Origin of the sequence: Pseudomonas sp. B28(2017) (genome assembly GCF_002113025.1) — a bacterium.
Classification (GTDB): domain Bacteria; phylum Pseudomonadota; class Gammaproteobacteria; order Pseudomonadales; family Pseudomonadaceae; genus Aquipseudomonas.
Genome location: NZ_NEJH01000017.1, coordinates 55,534 through 71,892, shown reverse-complemented (window position 1 = coordinate 71,892; position 16,359 = coordinate 55,534). Strand labels below are relative to the sequence as shown.

Here is a 16,359-nt window from a genome sequence, read left to right as displayed (position 1 = left end):
CCCCACCTGCCCCGCCTCCACCGCCAACCCCTGCAACTGCGCAAGCCCAGTCAGCCCGGGATACTCGCCAATCCGTTGCAACAACCGCCACGCCAACGGACTCAACCCGGAAAACCTCACACTCCAGTCCTCAGCCCGACGCACCAACAAAAACGTCGGCTGATCGGGTAAAGCACCCGGCTGGTAATCCAGCCCCAACAACTGCACCGGCCAGGCATACGCCAACGGCCAGGCCAGCGGCGACACCTGCAAGGGCCGGTCCAGCAACAACGCCGCATCACCGACAACCAGGGGCTGCGCATCGGACTGTTGCAAGACCATTTCCACCCACTCGTAATGCGCCAGCTCCACCATGAACGGCGGCCACCCCCCATCGCCCAATGCCTCAGGCCCGGTCGCAAGAAACTCGACAAACTCCTCAGCGATTTCACCAAATTTCGGTGTACGGGCCCGATAGTCCCGCAAAAAAATCCGCACCAGCGAACCCCAGCGTTCATTGCCGATAATCTTCACCAACACCGGAAAGGTGCCACTGAGCAGTGAAGACAGGTTGGCGAACACCAGATCGCGGTAAACCTGTGCCCGCGCCGGATCCATGCCGGTGGGTGGCGCGTTGTGTTCAGGGTCGCGCAGATACAGGCCCATGGTGGTTTGTTGATACAAGAGACCTGACTTATCCACGGCTCACGCCCTCCTGTTGCAAGCGGCGAATGGTCTGCAATTCCGCCACCAGTTCGGCGAATGCCGGAAAATTGAAATCGCGCTCCAGCAAGGTCGGCTGCGCACCGAACCGGGCATAAGCCTGGGCCAGCAACGACCACACCGCCGGTTTGACCGAAGCACCATGGGTATCGATCTTCAAGGTATCGGACTCATCGAAATGCCCGGCAATGTGCATGGCCACCACCCGACCGGAATCGATGCCGGCGAGAAACGCCTGAGGATCGAAACCGTGGTTGATCGAATTGACGTAGACATTGTTGACGTCCAGCAGCAGGTCGCAATCGGCCTCACGCAGCACGGCATTGGTGAATGTCACCTCGTCCATGTCCTGTCGGGGAGCGGCGTAATAGGAAACGTTTTCCACCGCCAGACGCCGCCCCAGGATGTCCTGGGCCTGACGAATCCGCGCGGCGACGTGGTGCACCGCTTCTTCGGTGAAAGGCAACGGCAACAGGTCGTACAGGTGACCGTCATCACTGCAATAGCTCAAATGCTCGCTGTACAGCGGCACGTGGTAGTGATCGAGAAAACCGCGGACTTCCTGCAAGAACCCGACGTCCAGCGGCGACGGCCCGCCCAGGGACAGGGACAGGCCGTGACAGGACAACGGATAGCGTTCAGCCAGGGCCCGCAATGCCGCGCCGTGAGCGCCGCCGATCCCGATCCAGTTTTCCGGGGCGACTTCCAGAAAGTCGAAATCGCCTGTCGGTGCGGCCTGGAGGTCTTTGAGTAAACCGCGACGCAGGCCAAGCCCTGCGCTGGCCTTGGCTACAGGAGGAATGGATATCTGCATGATGTCGATCTCAAACGGTGCCTGGGGTGCGAGCACCCAATGGATGCTCGCCGTCAGACACAGTTAATCGAAGGGGTGTATCGGGCCTGTGTTCACTTGTGCTGGAAAATGCCAGCGTCTGTATCACCGGCAAGTCCATACACACTGCGATACAGACCCGCCATTGGCTGTCAGGCCAGATCGTATTTCTCACGCACCAGATGACCGATGCCCATGCGATCGAGCACAGCCATCGGACACAGGAACGTCACACGCACGGTGCCCGGCAGGCGACTGATATCGATCGAGCCGGTAATAGTGGCGCGGTTGAGGACTTCGTCATAAGGCAGGCCGGTGACGGAAGCGGCGCGTTGCAGGCCATTTTCCACCGCCAGATTGAGGTTCTCGCCGCTGCCGATGAAGGTGATCGGCCCGCTCTGTTCGATCTCGTGCTGGCCCCAACGCTCGCCCAGCTCACGGACTTTTGCCCTTTGTCCGGCGTTCATTGGCCGCGCCATCGGCGGCAGGTCATCCAGGTTTTGCAACAGGATCGGCCCTTCCAGGGTCAGGTTCTTCACAACTTCCACCACCACTTCGGTTTCCCCGGAGCAATCGGTGGCGTGCCCGGCGATCTCACCGTTGCCCTGCTGGGCATGCATGTCACCCATGTACACCCCGGCACCGGGAACTTTCACCGGGCAAATCAGCACGCAGCCTTCGCGGATCGAGTTGGTGTCCATGTGGCCGTCGGTTTTCGCCGCGTGCAGCTCTTCACGGGTCATGCCGAAACGGTGCGGTGCATTGATCAGGTACTGGCCAAAGTCGGCGCAGTTGTGGGAGTCGGGCAAGTCCCGGGATGGCAGGGTGCCGATGTTGCCGAGAAACGGACGCATGTGAGCCGCAACGCCTGGGATGTCGGCACGGGCCAGGGACAGGATCGAATGCTGGGCCGCGAATTCCGGCAGTGCCGACATTTCTGAAGCGTTACCCGCCAGACGATTGGCGATGTCCTGATTGACCGTCAGGCTGACCTGGTTCTGCGCATCGAACACAATCACATAACCGTGGCTGAAACGAAACGCGCTGACCTCGGCACCACAGTGGTTGCAGCGAATGGCCTCGGCGCCGATACCTTCGACATGGCTGGCCGGATGATCGGTGCCACATGTGGAGCAGAATTTCGAGACGAACGGATCGCCGTTGTACCGCCCCTCGACAAAACTCATGACCCCGGACGAAGTCGCCAGTGACGTCACGCGCATGCTTTTGATCTTGATGGCCACCGCATCACCGATTTGCGCCCCGGCGATCGCCACCGGTTGCGTCACTTCATGCCCGCCCTCGAAGGCTGGCGTGATCATTGGCCCCCAACAGCCTGGCGGTGTACCGGTAATCAGCGTGCCGCCGTCGGCCAATGGCCCGAGCATGGGCTGGCTTGGGCCGATGATGCCATTGGTGTAGTGATCGACCCGCAGGCGATCCACGGGTGTGACGTCAGGATCGGATTGAGACACAAGCGTTGTCATGGAAATCCCCTTGACCGCATCAGGCGCGGAACAGAGTCAGGAGCGTACGACCGTCGGTTGCGACGACCAGGGAAAGCGTCTTGGCAGTCACGCAATAACGGCGCCAAAACAGCCTTCACAGTTCATCGCAGGTTTGTATCGGGTCTGTGTTCGGGGGTGGCCTGAAGTTGCGGGGGACTGTATCGAAAGGCAGGTGAGATACAGTGAGATACATCCCCCACAGAGTCATGTGCCGGCAGGAAAACCGTCGCTTTCGTCGTGCCAGACCGCGCAGTACAAGGTCCGAACTAAACTGAATGCACACAGGACCCGCTTGGTGCCCTGCACATCCCCACGACCACCGCCCAGCGGCGAACGCCCCGCCAGACAATGCCCCTGGACCGTGATCCTGCTGAAGGAGCACACGTAATGGACGAGGCCAGACTCAACGATTTCATGGGCAAACTGGTGAACGACATGGGGGGTGCGGCGATGCTCGCCAATGTCATCCTCGGCGAAGAGCTCGGCCTGTACCGGGCAATGGCCGACAGCCAGCCCATCACCCCCGAAACCCTTGCCGGGAAAACCGGCTGCAACACCCGCCTGCTGCGCGAATGGCTCAGCGCCCATGCCGCCTCCGGCTACATGGAACACCACGACGGCCAGTTCCGCCTGCCTGAAGAGCAAGCCCTGGCCCTGGCCATCGAAGACTCACCGGTCTATATCGCCGGGGGCATCGGTGTCGTCGCGTCGTTTTTCCACGACAAGGACAAGCTGGTCAACGCCATGCGCGGCAACGGCGCCCTGCCTTGGGGAGAACACCATCCGTGCATGTTCAGCGGAACCGAACGCTTCTTCCGCCCAGGCTACAAAGCCCATTTGGTCGCCGAATGGTTGCCGGCCCTCGACGGCGTGGTGGCCAAACTGGAAGCCGGGGCCAAAGTGGCGGACATCGGCTGCGGCCATGGCGCCTCGACAGTAATCATGGCCCAGGCGTTTCCGGATTCGCGCTTCGTCGGCTTCGACTACCACGCGCCCTCCGTTACCGTCGCCACCCAAAGGGCCGAAGAAGGCGGTGTGTCCGGTCGAGCCCGGTTCTTCCAGGGCACGGCCAAAAGCTACCCCGGCAGCGACTACGACCTGGTCTGCTACTTCGACTGCCTGCACGACATGGGCGACCCGGTGGGCGCGGCCAGACATGCCTATGAATCGCTGAAAGACGACGGCACGGTGCTGCTGGTCGAGCCCTATGCCAACGACTTGCTCGACGAAAACGTCAACCCGGTCGGACGCCTGTTCTACGCCGCCTCGACGTTTATTTGCACGCCGAACTCGCTGTCCCAGGAAGTCGGCCTCGGCCTCGGCGCCCAGGCCGGCGAAGCGCGGTTGCGCAAGGTGTTTACAGAGGCTGGTTTCACGCGCTTTCGCCGGGCCACCGAAACGCCGTTCAACCTGATTCTGGAAGCACGCAAATAAACACCGCCGCCACCTCTGTAGGAGCGAGCAAGCTCGCTCCTACAGGTTTCCCAGCATGCTCGATCGCCTCCAACAGCTCATGGGCGATGGCCGCCGTCGAACAGACTGCCGGGCTGTTGGTGGTCGGCTCGTCGTTGATGGCTTATTCGGCGTTTCGCCTGTGCCGGGCGGTGGTGGATCAGGGCAAGCCGTTGATTGCGATCAACCTGGACAAGACACAAGCGGGCTTGCTCGCGAAGGCGTCAGTCTGAGCTACACATCACTGGGCCTTTCACCAGCACCCACGTAAAACACAACGGCAACTGCGCTGCCTGCTGCTGATAGCGGTCATAGAGTTCTTCGCGATTGGAGTGCAGGTATTCCTTGAAGTGGCGGATCTGCAGCCCTGCCGCAATGGCGGCGCTGAAGAGGTCGCTCAGGGTATGGACGAACCAGTAGGACGCCGTCGATGGCTGTTCGATCCTGCCTTCGTAGACGATCGGTTCATGTTGCACGAACGGTTCGCGACGGAAGTATGAACTGGCCAGGCGAAAAGGATCGGCTGCCTCGGGGTCGAACATTTCCAGGAACGGGTGGGTTTCGTACACCACCAGCCCCCCACCCGGCTTCAGCGTGCGCGCAACATGGCGGAAGAATTCGCCGATGTCCGGCATCCAGTTCAAGACCCCGATGGTGATCAGCGCCAGGTCAAAGCGCTCCTGCAGTTGCGCAGGCAAGCGGTGAATGTCCGCTTCGATGAATTGCGGCGCATGGGGCGAGCGGGACGCCAGTTCCCGTGCCTGCTCGATAAATGCTTCAGACTGGTCGACACCCACCACGCTGCGCGCGCCCAGGGCGAACAGTGACAGACTTTCGCGGCCGTTATTGCAGCCCAGTTGCACCACCTCCTTGCCCTCGACACCGGTCTGGGTCAGCAAAGCGGTCAGGGTCTCATCCAGACAGGAAAAATCCGCGTGCGCCACGGCCTTCAACAAGGCTTGCCATTCGCAGGAGTCCTTGTGGTGACGGGCGGAGTCATTCCAGGCCTCGCGGTTACTGGCGATGGCTTGTTCTTTTGTCGGCATTTCCATTGCACGCTCCAGGGTTCGGGTCGTCGATTTGACCGGTCGGAGTCTAGATCAACCCTATCCTGGCAGGTGTTGCGAACTTGTAATCCGTGCAGCGCCGACGACTGTCCATGGTGACAGCTATAGTTAATGACCTTGGGGACATGCGGTTAAACCGATTTCGCAGGTGTTGCCATGAAAAAAGCCGACCTGACACTTTTGCTCGCCGTCTGCCTGAGCGCGACCGCTGTCGCCCGTGCCGACGACTTGCCAGCCACCACTGACTACAGCAGTGAATTCAATTATTACGGCGCCGACCAACCCTTCGCTCACCCCGTGCCACCGTCCCTGAGCAGCGTGCCGCCGGGCACGTACATCCCGACCGCACCAGGGGATTTCATCCCGGTTTCAAGCGATCACGTGTTCTACGATTCGCGCCTGCCGACCGTGGCCGACGCCACGGTTCGGGTGTTTGTCCGCTCCTACGATCCGGAGCATGGTGTCTACGTGAACCAGGAAGTCGAGAATCCCGGTTGCATGCTGTCCTGCCTGAGACAGGGCCCGGTGTTGCAGTGAGCACCAGGGGCGTTCTCAATCAGTTTCCCTACCACTGGCGTTTGTCCGGGCGGGCGAGGCCGAGCTTTTCGATCCGGTAGCGCAACATGTCGCGACTGAGACCGAGCAGGCGTGCCGATTTGGTGACGTTCCAGTCGGTCTTGTCGAGCATCTTGCGCACCATGTCCCGTTCCACTTCCGGCAGGTTCATGGATTCAGTGCTGTTGTAGGACGGACGCGGCTCGCTAAAGTGTTGTGGCTCGTGATGAAACATCGCTGGCTCATCCACCAGGCTCAAACAAACGTTCAGTTGATGGGCGGCAATGGTGTCGCTTTGCGCCAACAACACGGTTTGCTCCAGCATGTTGCGCAATTCGCGTACGTTGCCCGGCCAGCTGTAGCTGAGCAGCAACGCTTCGGCCTGGTCACTGAAATGCAGGTTCGGCTTGCCGTAGCGTTTGCCATGCAGTGCCAGGAAGTGCCGGGCCAGCAGCAGGATATCGGCGCCACGGGCATACAGGCGCGGCACCTTGATCGAAATGATGCGCAAACGGAAAAACAGGTCGCGGCGGAATTTGCCTTGCTGGACCATTTGTTCGAGATTGCAGTTGGTGGCGCTGATCACCCGCAGATCGACCTTGCGCTCCTTCACCGAACCGACCCGGCGGATGGTCCGGTCTTCCAGCAGTTTCAGCAGCTTGGCTTGCAACAGCAGGTCCATTTCACCGATTTCATCGAGGAACAGCGTGCCGCCATCGGCCGCTTCCACCAGCCCCATGCGACGGTCCTTGGCGTCGGTGAAGGCGCCCTTCTCGTGGCCGAACAGCTCCGACTCCACCAGATTGGACGGGATCGAAGCGCAGTTGAATTCAATGAACGGGCCTTTGCTGCGCGGGCCGTCGAAGTGCAAGGCCCGGGCCACCAGCTCCTTGCCGGTACCGGTCTCGCCCTCCACAAGGACTGGCGGCAGATCGCTGTTGCCCATCCGCCGTTCGGCGTCGAGCAACTGGCTGATGGTGCTCTTGAGGTACGCCATCGGTGCCGACTCGCCAATCAGTGCCTGCACCCCCGACTTCTGGGCCTCGCGCTCCTGGTAAAACGACAGCGTGCGCTCCATGCGGTCGGTGGCCAGGGCCTTGTCCAGCAGCAGCTTGAGCTCCGGCAGGGCCACCGGCTTGGTGACGTAGTGAAAAGCGCCCTCTTTCATCGCTACCACGGCGTCTTCGACGTTGCCATAGCCGGTCATCATGATCACTTTCAGATCAGGCGCGCTGATGCGCAGCTTCTGGATCAGTTCGTGACCGCTCATGCCCGGCAACGAGTTGTCGGTCAGGACCACGTCAGGAGCGAAAGAACCCAATTGCTCCAGTGCATCTTCAGCCGAGTGGCAGACGGTCACCTCGAAGTCCTTGCGCTCCAGGTAAGTCTGAATATTCTCGGCGAGGATTTCGTCATCCTCGACCAGCAGAATGCTGTGCTCCATACTCCCCTCCCGTTGCCACTTTGAAATTGAGACAAACGCGGGTTCCTTCCTGCTCCCGGCTGGTCAGTTCGACTGAGCCGTCAAACCGCTCCATTATTCTTTTGACCAGAGCCAGGCCAACGCCCAATCCGCCTTGTTTGGTGGTGAAAAACGGCTTGAAGACCATTTGTTGTTGTTGTTTGGACATCCCCTTGCCGGTGTCCGTCAGGATCATGCTCACGTCGCCGGGCACCGAGGAGTCGATCTCGATCGTCAGCACGCCCCCTTTGGGCATGGCTTCCAGAGCATTAGCAAACAGGCTATTGAGTATTTGCGTGAGCAGCACCTGTTGGCTGACGACCGGTGGCACGCTGGCAGGAGAAAACCGCACTTCGACGTTCGAACGTTTGATCAAGGACTCAAAGGCACTCAAGGTGTCCTCGAGGGCCAGCACCAGGTCGACCGTTTCAAAGTCGTCATTCATCGGCCGCAACGACACCAGCAGCTCACGGACCCAGCGTGACATGCGGTCGACCTGACTGATGATGTCGCCAATGTTTTTCTGTGCGGTCTGGCTGGCGATGTCCTGAGCCAGTTCGGCGCTGGAACGGATGTTCGCCAGCGGATTGCGCAGGCTGTGGGCCACCGCCGAGGACATTTCCCCCAGGGCGACAAAGGTTTCATTGGCGATCAGTTGTTTTTGCTGGCTCTGCAGCAGTATCGCCGCGCGCCGGACGATCCAGAACAGCCCCAGGTAAATGGCCGCCCCGCCGATCAGGGTGGCCAGCCAGATCGCCTTGAAGCCACGCTGGATGCGTTCCACCAGGTCCACCGGTTCCTTGTAGATCTCCACCATGGCAATCACTTTGCTTCTGTCGGCGTTGAACATCGGAATGTAGTTCTCGACGAACAGGTATTCCGGTTCGCGCAGCAGACGCTGTTCGGGACGCTCCTCATCAATCTGGTGGTAGCGGGTGGACACCGGCGATTTCATTTCGAAGGATTCGTCCAGTTCGTTGTCGTCTTCGATGCGCGCGCCGATCAACTCGGAGTTGGTCGACCAGACCACGGTGCGGTCCAGGGCATACACCGTCGCCAGCAGGATGTCCGGCAGATGCTCCACATGGTCGAGAAACTCAATGCGCGCGGCGGCCCGGGATTCGGGGTTGATGTCGGCATCGGCATGGTCCAGGCGCGGGTCGAGCATTTCGCCCATGGTTTTACCCGGTGAAATCCCGGCATGCCGGATTTCCGCCTCGCCAATGGCTTGAATGAACTGCGCGGTCAGCATTGAATCGCGCTCGATGCTTTCATCGACCACAAAGCGCGTGGAGATGTAACCCAGCCCCAACGCCACTGCGGCAATGATGAAAAAGCTTGCCAGGGAGAACCAGCGCAGCAAGTTGAACTGCGGCCGCCAACCCTTGCGCGGTGCTGCCGGAGCCTGCAGCGCAGCTACTTTTTGTTGTTCCAGTATCTGCATGGCTGTGTCCTGGATACTTGAAACCGAGCCTGTTCAGCCGCTTTCTGGATCAGTGTAGGTGGCATTGATAGCAACTGACTGGCCAACGTAATTTTTTTGACACTATTGCGCCTGGGTCATCTCGGGTTGCGCGACCGAATGATGATGCTCAGGCTCCTCGTTACCACTGACCGCCGGCGGATGCTGACGGTCAGTCTCTTCATGCAGGAAATCGATGATGGACCGGGCGGAACGCTCATCCAGCCGCAGGTTGGGCATCGGGATCCTGTTGTAGCGATCGAACAGTTCCATCGCGATCGGGTCCTTTTCCGCGAGCATGCGATCCGGTTCGCGGATCCAGCGGCTGAGCCAGGCCGGATCGCGCTTGTGGGTCACGCCGATCAGGTCCGGGCCGATGCTGCGCAAGCCGATACCTTGTCCGTCCAGCGGACCGAGGCTGTGGCAAGACGCGCAGCGGGTACGGAACAGCTCTTCGCCATTGCTCGGCGGGCGGATTTGCGGAGCATTGGCGTAGCTTTCTTCGACGCTGGGCTGCTTCCAGTTCTGCAGGGTATTGGCCAGTTGGTCGGCCAGGATCCACGGGTTTTCGAACGGCGAGGATTTCATCCAGCGGCCCGTTTCCTGGTTGCCGACGATCAGGCTCAGGTTGTGGTCCTTGTTGCGCCCGTTATCGATGCCTTCGATGAACAACCCCAGTTTCTTGCGCAGCTCGGTGACGTCGGCGAACTCCCCGGTGAGGAATTTCCAGCCCGGCCCGACCTGGAAGCGTTGCGCATAAGCCTTGAGCACTTCGGGGGTATCACTCAGGGGGTCGATGCTGATGGAGTAGAAGAAGATGTCCTTGCCGACCCGATCCCCCAGCAGTTTCTGCACCTGGCGCAGGCGCGCGGTTTCCAGGGGGCAGGAGTCGCTGCACGAGGTGAAGATGAAGTTGATCACCACCACCTTGCCTTTGATCATGTCATCGAAAAAACGCAGCTGCTGGCCGTCCTGGTCGGTCAGCAGGGTGTTGGGGAAATAGTTGCCACCCCACGGGGTGTCGGCTTCAACGACCGCAGGTACGGGAGTGGATGCCGGAGCAGGTTCGGGCGCCGACGTTGACTGGCTGGCGACCAGCAGCTGGCTGGCCAGCAAACCGGTGACCAACATCAGCACCAGGTGCATGCCCAAGGCCCGTGAGCGTAGTGAATGCAGCGTCAAAGGCGTAAACGCTCCCAAGCGCTTGAAGTCGTAGCGCGCTTTTTTTGCCATCACCAGCCGCCTCGTCATCGTGTAGGAGGTGATAGTGAAGATGCAAGGACCTCGCCAACTTTGTGACTGTTTTATACGAAGGCATTAACACTCGATAAAACAATAGCTTATCAATATCGGCAGGCCATTGACCGTGGAATTGACCGGGGACTGACACCCGCTAACGGGGATGGTTAATCCCCCATTTTCAAGGGGCCAATCTAAATGACAGGCGGACAGTGGTGCCCTCGCCTTCGCGACTGTCGAGGGTCACTACACCGCCAAAACGCTCCATGATCCGCTTGACCAGCACCAGCCCGACGCCCAGCCCGCCCTGCTTGGTGGTGAAGAACGGCCGGAAGGCCATGGTGCGCTGTTCTTCGCTCATGCCTTTGCCGGTATCGCTCACCCTCACGCTGACGCGCTGGGCATCGGGCGGCTCGATCTGGATAGTCAGCGTACCGCCGTTGTCCATGGCTTCCACCGCGTTGGACAACAGGCTGTTGAGGATCTGGGTCAATTGCACCTGCTGGCTCAGGACCATGGGCGTCTGGTCCGGCTCGAACAACACGTTGACCTTGGCCTTGCTGATCTGTTGCTCGAAAGCCATCAGGCTGTCATGCAGTGCCGCCACCAGGTTCACGGGCTCAGCCTCGTCATTGAGCGGTCGCAGGGACTGGAGCAAATCCCGTACCCATGTCGACATGCGATCGACCTGACAAATGATGTCGTTGATGTTCCCGTGTGCCGGACCATTGTCGAACTCTATCGCCAGTTCGGCGCTTGAACGGATGGTCGCCAATGGGTTGCGCAGGCTGTGGGCGACCGCCGAGGACATCTCCCCCAGGGCCACAAAGGTTTCGTTGGTGATCAATTGCTTCTGCTGCGTCGTCAGCAGGATCGCCGCCCGCCGCACGATCCAGTACAGCCCCAGGTAAATCAGACCGCCGCCCAGGGCGGTCGCCAGCCAGATCAGCACCAGGCCGCGCTCCATGCGGCTGATCAGGTCCTGCGGTTCCTTGTAAACCTCGACCATCGCCGTGACGGTGCGACCATCTGCATCGAACAGGGGAATGTAGTTTTCGATGAAGAGGTATTTGGGTGGCGCCAGGAACTTCTGCTCCATGCGGGATTTGTCCACATCGTGGTAGCTGGTCGACACAGGTAGCTTCGAGCTGAACGCCCGGTCGAGGTCCTCATCGCCATGGATCGTGGTGCCCATCAAGGCCGGGTTGGTCGACCAGATCACCATGTGATCAGGGGCATAGATGTTGACCAGGATCACGTCCGGCAAATTTTCGATATGGTCGAGGAAATCCCCACGGGCACTGGCACGGGCCAGCGGGTCGACATCTGGAAAGTCCTTGTCTTTTCGTGGGTCGAGCAACTCGCCCATGGTCCGGACGTTGGGTATCGATAGATGGCGCACCTCGGCCAAGGCAATCGCCTGAATGAATTGTGAGGTCAATAGCGCATCGCGCTGCACGCTTTCGGTAATCACAAACCGCGTGGATACGGCCCCCAGCGCCACCGCCACCGTCCCGATCACCGCCATGCTGACCAGCGAAAACCAGCGCAGCAGATCGAACGGCTGCTTGCGCGTGTTCAAGCGGACTTCGCTTTCGGTCGCAAGCACTTTGGCGATAGTGGTCATGGACACGGTTCCCGGTTTACCCCCTATAGGTTTATAGCCCACCCATAGCGGATTGCCCGAACCTGGGTACTGCGATTCCCTATCCGCCCGCCGCCCAATCCACCCCCAATGTTGGGGAAAACCGCCCGCTATCCAACTTGCCAGTCTGTCACCCGCGACTGCGCCAACGCCTGTAATTCGAGCCTCTCACGGGCGTTTTCGCTGATTGGTATGGAAGTTGCCAACCTCCCAGCCAACTGACCCATCCCCAAGGGGGCAGGTACTTCGATAGAGGGAATACTCATGCACCCTTTACTGTGCAAAACAGCAACAGCCCTGATCATGACCGCTCTAGCCCAAGGCATCGCCCAGGCAGCGCTGTTTGCCGTAGACCCCGGACCCTACCTGCCAGCCAATGGCAATTTCGCCGCCTGGTATCAGGATAGCCACGGCCGAACTCTTGACCTGTGTTTATCAAAGGCTGTCAGTTCCAGGGTTGCCAGCGCGCCGGGCGCCCCGACTTACATGTGCTCGCTGATCCCTAATCCCGGCATTTTCGATGACACCCAACCGTTGGTCTTCCCGACCAATTTCCCCGACGAAGCGTTCTGGGCCACAGGCGAAACGACTATCGTCGATGCCGCCCGAGGCATCGACCTGACTTATGTGTCGGCGCTCGAAGCAGCTTTCAGTGGCGGCGATCCACTGGAGGGCGACCAGATCAGCTTCGCCCGTATCCGTATTCGCATCGACGTGCCCACCGCCGGCACTTATGTCATCACCCACCCCTACGGCGTCGAAGTGTTCAACGTCGACACCCCCGGCCGACGAGCAATCAACATGACCCGGGACATCGGCATCGGTGCACCAAAAACCTATGACGGCGCGCTCAAGGGCGACGTCGGGCCGTTTCTGCGCAGCGTCAATGGCCCCTATACCGAGACCAATCCGACCACGGGCCAGGCCGAACAGTTCGTCGGTGATCCGAACCTCAACGAAGCCGTCACCGGCAGCCCGTTCAACACCAACTACGTGCGCATCGAAGGCCCCAATGGTCTGGACTTGCGCACCACCCTCTTCGCCGTTTCCGGCAAGTTGTCGTCGGTGGTCCGGCCAACCCCGGTGATCGCCGAGCGCAGCACCTACTCGCGGCATGCCGGCGCCAGTGCACCGGTGGCCCAGCAGGACGTGTTCGTGTTGGCCCCGCCACCACCGGCCACCGTGAGCCTGGCCAGCAACAACCCGGTCCTGAACTTCACCGAAGCGGACACCACCGGCCACTGGTATGCGCAGTCACCGAACAATCCGACGCTGCCGAGCACCTTGCAAGTGACCGCCGACAACCATCTGGCCATCGCCAGCAGCACGCCAACCACCTTGCCCATGCCGCTGACCGACCTGGTGACGATCTCACGCGCCGAATACAGCCTGAGCACCGGGCAAATCACCATCACGGCCTCGACCAGCGATGAAACGTCGCCACCGGTGCTCACCGCTACCACTGGCACCGGTCTCGCCATCGGTGCCCTGAGTGGCGACGGCGCAGTGAAAAGTCTGGCCACCGGCATCACGCCGATTCCGCCAGCCCAGGTTCGCGTGACGTCATCCAATGGTGGCAGCGATACCGAAGAAGTGGTCATCGTGCAATGAACGCTCACATGCCCGGATCCTCATCAGGAGGCATCATGAACAAATGGCCACGCCTGGCGCTCAACGCTTTGGGACTGACTCTATCGCTGTCCGGCAGTGCTTTCGCGCAACTTGCCGCCGTCGATCCCGGCCCTTACACCTTTGCCACCGGGAAATTCCCGATCTGGTATCAGGACAAGAATCTACTGTCGATGGAGCTGTGCCAGTCCCGCGCCACCAGCTCGCGGGTACCAGCCAGTGTGCCACCGGCCTACATGTGCACCCTGCTGCCGACACCAGGCGTTTTCGACGACACCCTGCCGATGGTGTTCCCGGATAACTGGCCGGACGAAGCCTTCTGGTTCCTCGCCGAGACCAGCATCCCCAACAACGCCGCCGGCTATGGCATGGACGCCTATGTGGCCGGGATAGAAGCAGCGTTTGCCGGCGGTAATCCGGTCGACGGCGACCAGATCAGCTTCGCGCGGATTCGCATGCGGGTGAACATTCCCACTGCCGGGACCTACACCATTACTCACCCTTACGGTGTGGAAACGATCAATGTCACCACCCCCGGCCGTCGTGCAATCAACATCACCAGGGACGTCGGCATCGGTGCACCGGGGGTTTTCAGCGGTGCAGTCAACGGCGCGATCGGGCCGTTCCTGCGCAGCGTCAACGGCCCCTATACCGAGGTGAACCCGGACACTGGCGCCATCGAGACCTTCGTCGGCGACCCGAACCTCACCGAAGCCGTGACCGGCAGCCCCAACAACACCAACTTCGTGCGCATCCAGGGTCCGGCCGGGACCCTCCAGACCAACCTCTTCACCCTGTCCGGCAAGGTCCTCGACAACCGTGCGCAAACCGCGGTGGACATGACCCGTGCCACCTACCGCCGCATAGCAGGTACGGGCGGCAACAACACCCGGGTCGAAGTGTTTGCCAAAGCCGCCAACGGTTCGACCCTGTGCTTTCGCGAAAGCATCGCCCTGGTGCCCGGCCCGCCTGTATCGCCTTGCCAGACCGACATGCTGAGCGATAACAACGGCGTGTTCTTCGCCCAGCATCTGCTGACCAACGCAACCGTGCCTCCGGTCGTGGTGGTCACCGCCACCAACCCCGCCGGGACCACCCGCCCGACCTCGGTGTCGGGCAAGCTTTCGGACGTGGTGAAAATCCAGACCGCTCTTTACAACTGGAGCAACCACAGCCTGCTGATCGAGGCCACTTCCACAGACGAAGTGGTGGTACCGGACATGGTCGCCCAGGGTTACGGAAGGCTATCGAAAACCGGCACCCTGCAACGCCTGACGGTGGCTGACCTGAGCCAGCCCCCTGCCACCGTAACGGTGAAATCCGCCGCCGGCGGCAGCGACACAGAGCCGGTCGTAGTCGTCGGCACCGCACCGGACACCGGCGCGAACCAGGCACCGATCTCCGTCGCCGATACCGGCAGCACCAGTTTCGGCGTGCCGATCACCCTCAACCTGCTGGCCAACGACAGGGACCCGGACGGCAATACGCCGCTGAGCATCACCGCGCTGACCCAACCGGCCACCGGCCAGGGCATCGTGAGGTTGAGCGGCACTGCGGCTGTGGTCTACACCCCTCCCGCTGTCGTCAACGTGCCACTGACCACGACCTTCACCTACAAGGCCCAGGACATCAAAGGCCTGGCCTCGACGACAGCGGCAACCGTGACCATTACCGTCGCGCCTAACCGGCCTCCGGTGGCAGTCGCCGATGCCGTCACGACACTGGGTGTGGCGATTCCAATCAACGTGCTGGCCAACGACACCGATCCGGAAGGCAACCTGCCGCTGGCGGTCGCCAGCTTCACTCAACCACCGACAGGTCGCGGCATCGTCAGCCGTAGCGGCACGGCGCTGACCTACACCCCACCGGCCACCTTCACCACGGCCTTCACCACGACCTTCACCTACATCGCCCAGGACAGCTTCGGCGCCCAGTCGACGTCGCCGGCCACGGTCACGGTGCAGGTCTCGCCACGGCCTGTTGCGGAAACCTTCGCAGTGACCACCGCAACGGTGAGCGCCCGCTCCAACAACCGCTTCACCTGGAGCTTTGCCGGTACCTCATCGGTGACCACCGGCAACACCATCACCATCAAGGTCACCACTCCGACCGGACAGGTCACCCTGGGCACCACCGCCGTACCGGCGAATGGTCGCTGGAAGTTGACGGTGAACAACACCACCACGGTCGTTCCATCAACGAACCCGACCGCCACGATCACCTCCTCCCAAGGCTCCGTGCGCACAGTGCCGGTGATCGCCAACTGAGCCTGCGCCCCATTAGCCACATTGGCTGATGGGGCTGGCTTCAACCCTATGGAAAACCGCGACCTCGGGTGGGGGCAGCTTATGTTTTGAAGGTGTACATATCCGGTTCTTTGGTAATGGCGGCTTATGGTTCCGCCCTTACGGCGGGTTACTTGGAAGAGCCCCAAGTAACCAAGGGCTCTTGCCCCTGACGTTCGGTGCCTCTCGAGGGGGCAAGAAGATCAAAAGCCAAAGCAAAAGCGAGGCGGCCTACTGGCCGGCCTAATCCAACGTGACCGCATTCACCTGTAGGAGCGAGCTTGCTCCTACAGAAGAGAGAAGAGCAGAGCAAAACAGGTCGGCATACCCCCCCGTTCCTCACCACTCAACAGGCCGAGCGTTAGCTCGCCTGCCGCTCTTGATCCACCCGCCCCCTCGGCAGGCTGAGCGGAGGTGTTCATCCGGGGATGGGCGCGCAGCGCCGTTCGACGCAGTCGAACTCATTGCATGTAGGTCGAGCGCAGCCGACCGGAGGGCAATGCCCCCGGATGAATACCGAA

Annotated in this window: 12 protein-coding genes and 1 pseudogene; 5 read left to right on the top strand and 8 right to left on the bottom strand. The window is 60.9% G+C overall.

Features of this window, described 5'->3' with window-relative positions:
* The 3 genes from CAF65_RS26290 to CAF65_RS26280 all read right to left on the bottom strand — a co-directional run.
* A partial coding sequence (locus tag CAF65_RS26290; protein ID WP_085718908.1) for a DUF2063 domain-containing protein occupies positions 1–681 on the bottom strand: 681 nt, incomplete at its 3' end.
* Positions 674–1,516 (bottom strand): DUF692 domain-containing protein, encoded by an 843-nt coding sequence (locus CAF65_RS26285; protein WP_085718905.1) that lies wholly within the window; start codon positions 1,514–1,516, stop codon positions 674–676. The genes CAF65_RS26290 and CAF65_RS26285, both read right to left, overlap by 8 nt.
* Positions 1,517–1,686: 170 nt before the next feature.
* Complete coding sequence (locus CAF65_RS26280; protein WP_085718904.1) at positions 1,687–3,021, bottom strand: acetamidase/formamidase family protein; 1,335 nt, start codon at positions 3,019–3,021, stop codon at positions 1,687–1,689.
* Between the two features lie 408 nt (positions 3,022–3,429).
* Here CAF65_RS26280 and CAF65_RS26275 point away from each other — a divergent pair, with 408 nt between their 5' ends.
* Both CAF65_RS26275 and CAF65_RS26270 read left to right on the top strand, forming a co-directional pair.
* A complete protein-coding gene (locus CAF65_RS26275) occupies positions 3,430–4,476 on the top strand; it encodes a class I SAM-dependent methyltransferase (protein WP_085718903.1) in 1,047 nt (348 codons plus the stop codon).
* An 83-nt stretch (positions 4,477–4,559) separates the two neighbouring features.
* A pseudogene (locus CAF65_RS26270) lies at positions 4,560–4,700 on the top strand (NAD-dependent deacetylase); the annotation flags it as partial.
* An 18-nt stretch (positions 4,701–4,718) separates the two neighbouring features.
* On the opposite strand, the gene CAF65_RS26265 reads toward CAF65_RS26270, so the two are convergent.
* On the bottom strand, positions 4,719–5,546 hold the full coding sequence (locus CAF65_RS26265) for a bifunctional 2-polyprenyl-6-hydroxyphenol methylase/3-demethylubiquinol 3-O-methyltransferase UbiG (protein ID WP_085718902.1): 828 nt from the start codon (positions 5,544–5,546) through the stop codon (positions 4,719–4,721).
* 171 nt (positions 5,547–5,717) lie between these two features.
* Here CAF65_RS26265 and CAF65_RS26260 point away from each other — a divergent pair, with 171 nt between their 5' ends.
* Positions 5,718–6,098 (top strand): hypothetical protein, encoded by a 381-nt coding sequence (locus tag CAF65_RS26260; RefSeq protein ID WP_085718901.1) that lies wholly within the window; start codon positions 5,718–5,720, stop codon positions 6,096–6,098.
* Between the two features lie 28 nt (positions 6,099–6,126).
* On the opposite strand, the gene CAF65_RS26255 is transcribed toward CAF65_RS26260, so the two are convergent.
* From CAF65_RS26255 to CAF65_RS26240, 4 genes are all read right to left on the bottom strand, one after another.
* Positions 6,127–7,560: a sigma-54 dependent transcriptional regulator gene (locus tag CAF65_RS26255; protein ID WP_085718900.1), complete on the bottom strand. Its 1,434-nt coding sequence runs from the start codon at positions 7,558–7,560 to the stop codon at positions 6,127–6,129.
* Entirely contained in the window at positions 7,529–9,022 is a 1,494-nt protein-coding gene (locus tag CAF65_RS26250; RefSeq protein WP_085718899.1) for an ATP-binding protein, read from the bottom strand. The genes CAF65_RS26255 and CAF65_RS26250 overlap by 32 nt, the downstream gene beginning before the upstream one ends.
* A 102-nt stretch (positions 9,023–9,124) precedes the next feature.
* Positions 9,125–10,273: an SCO family protein gene (locus CAF65_RS26245; RefSeq protein WP_085718898.1), complete on the bottom strand. Its 1,149-nt coding sequence runs from the start codon at positions 10,271–10,273 to the stop codon at positions 9,125–9,127.
* Positions 10,274–10,460: 187 nt separating this feature from the next.
* The gene (locus CAF65_RS26240) at positions 10,461–11,906 is read right to left on the bottom strand and encodes a sensor histidine kinase (protein WP_085718897.1); all 1,446 of its coding nucleotides are present in this window, start codon (positions 11,904–11,906) and stop codon (positions 10,461–10,463) included.
* Positions 11,907–12,188: 282 nt separating this feature from the next.
* Here CAF65_RS26240 and CAF65_RS26235 point away from each other — a divergent pair, with 282 nt between their 5' ends.
* Complete coding sequence (locus CAF65_RS26235) at positions 12,189–13,535, top strand: hypothetical protein (RefSeq protein WP_085718896.1); 1,347 nt, start codon at positions 12,189–12,191, stop codon at positions 13,533–13,535.
* A gap of 35 nt (positions 13,536–13,570) precedes the next feature.
* The gene (locus CAF65_RS26230; protein ID WP_085718895.1) at positions 13,571–15,820 is read left to right on the top strand and encodes an Ig-like domain-containing protein; all 2,250 of its coding nucleotides are present in this window, start codon (positions 13,571–13,573) and stop codon (positions 15,818–15,820) included.
* Positions 15,821–16,359 lie beyond the last annotated feature (539 nt).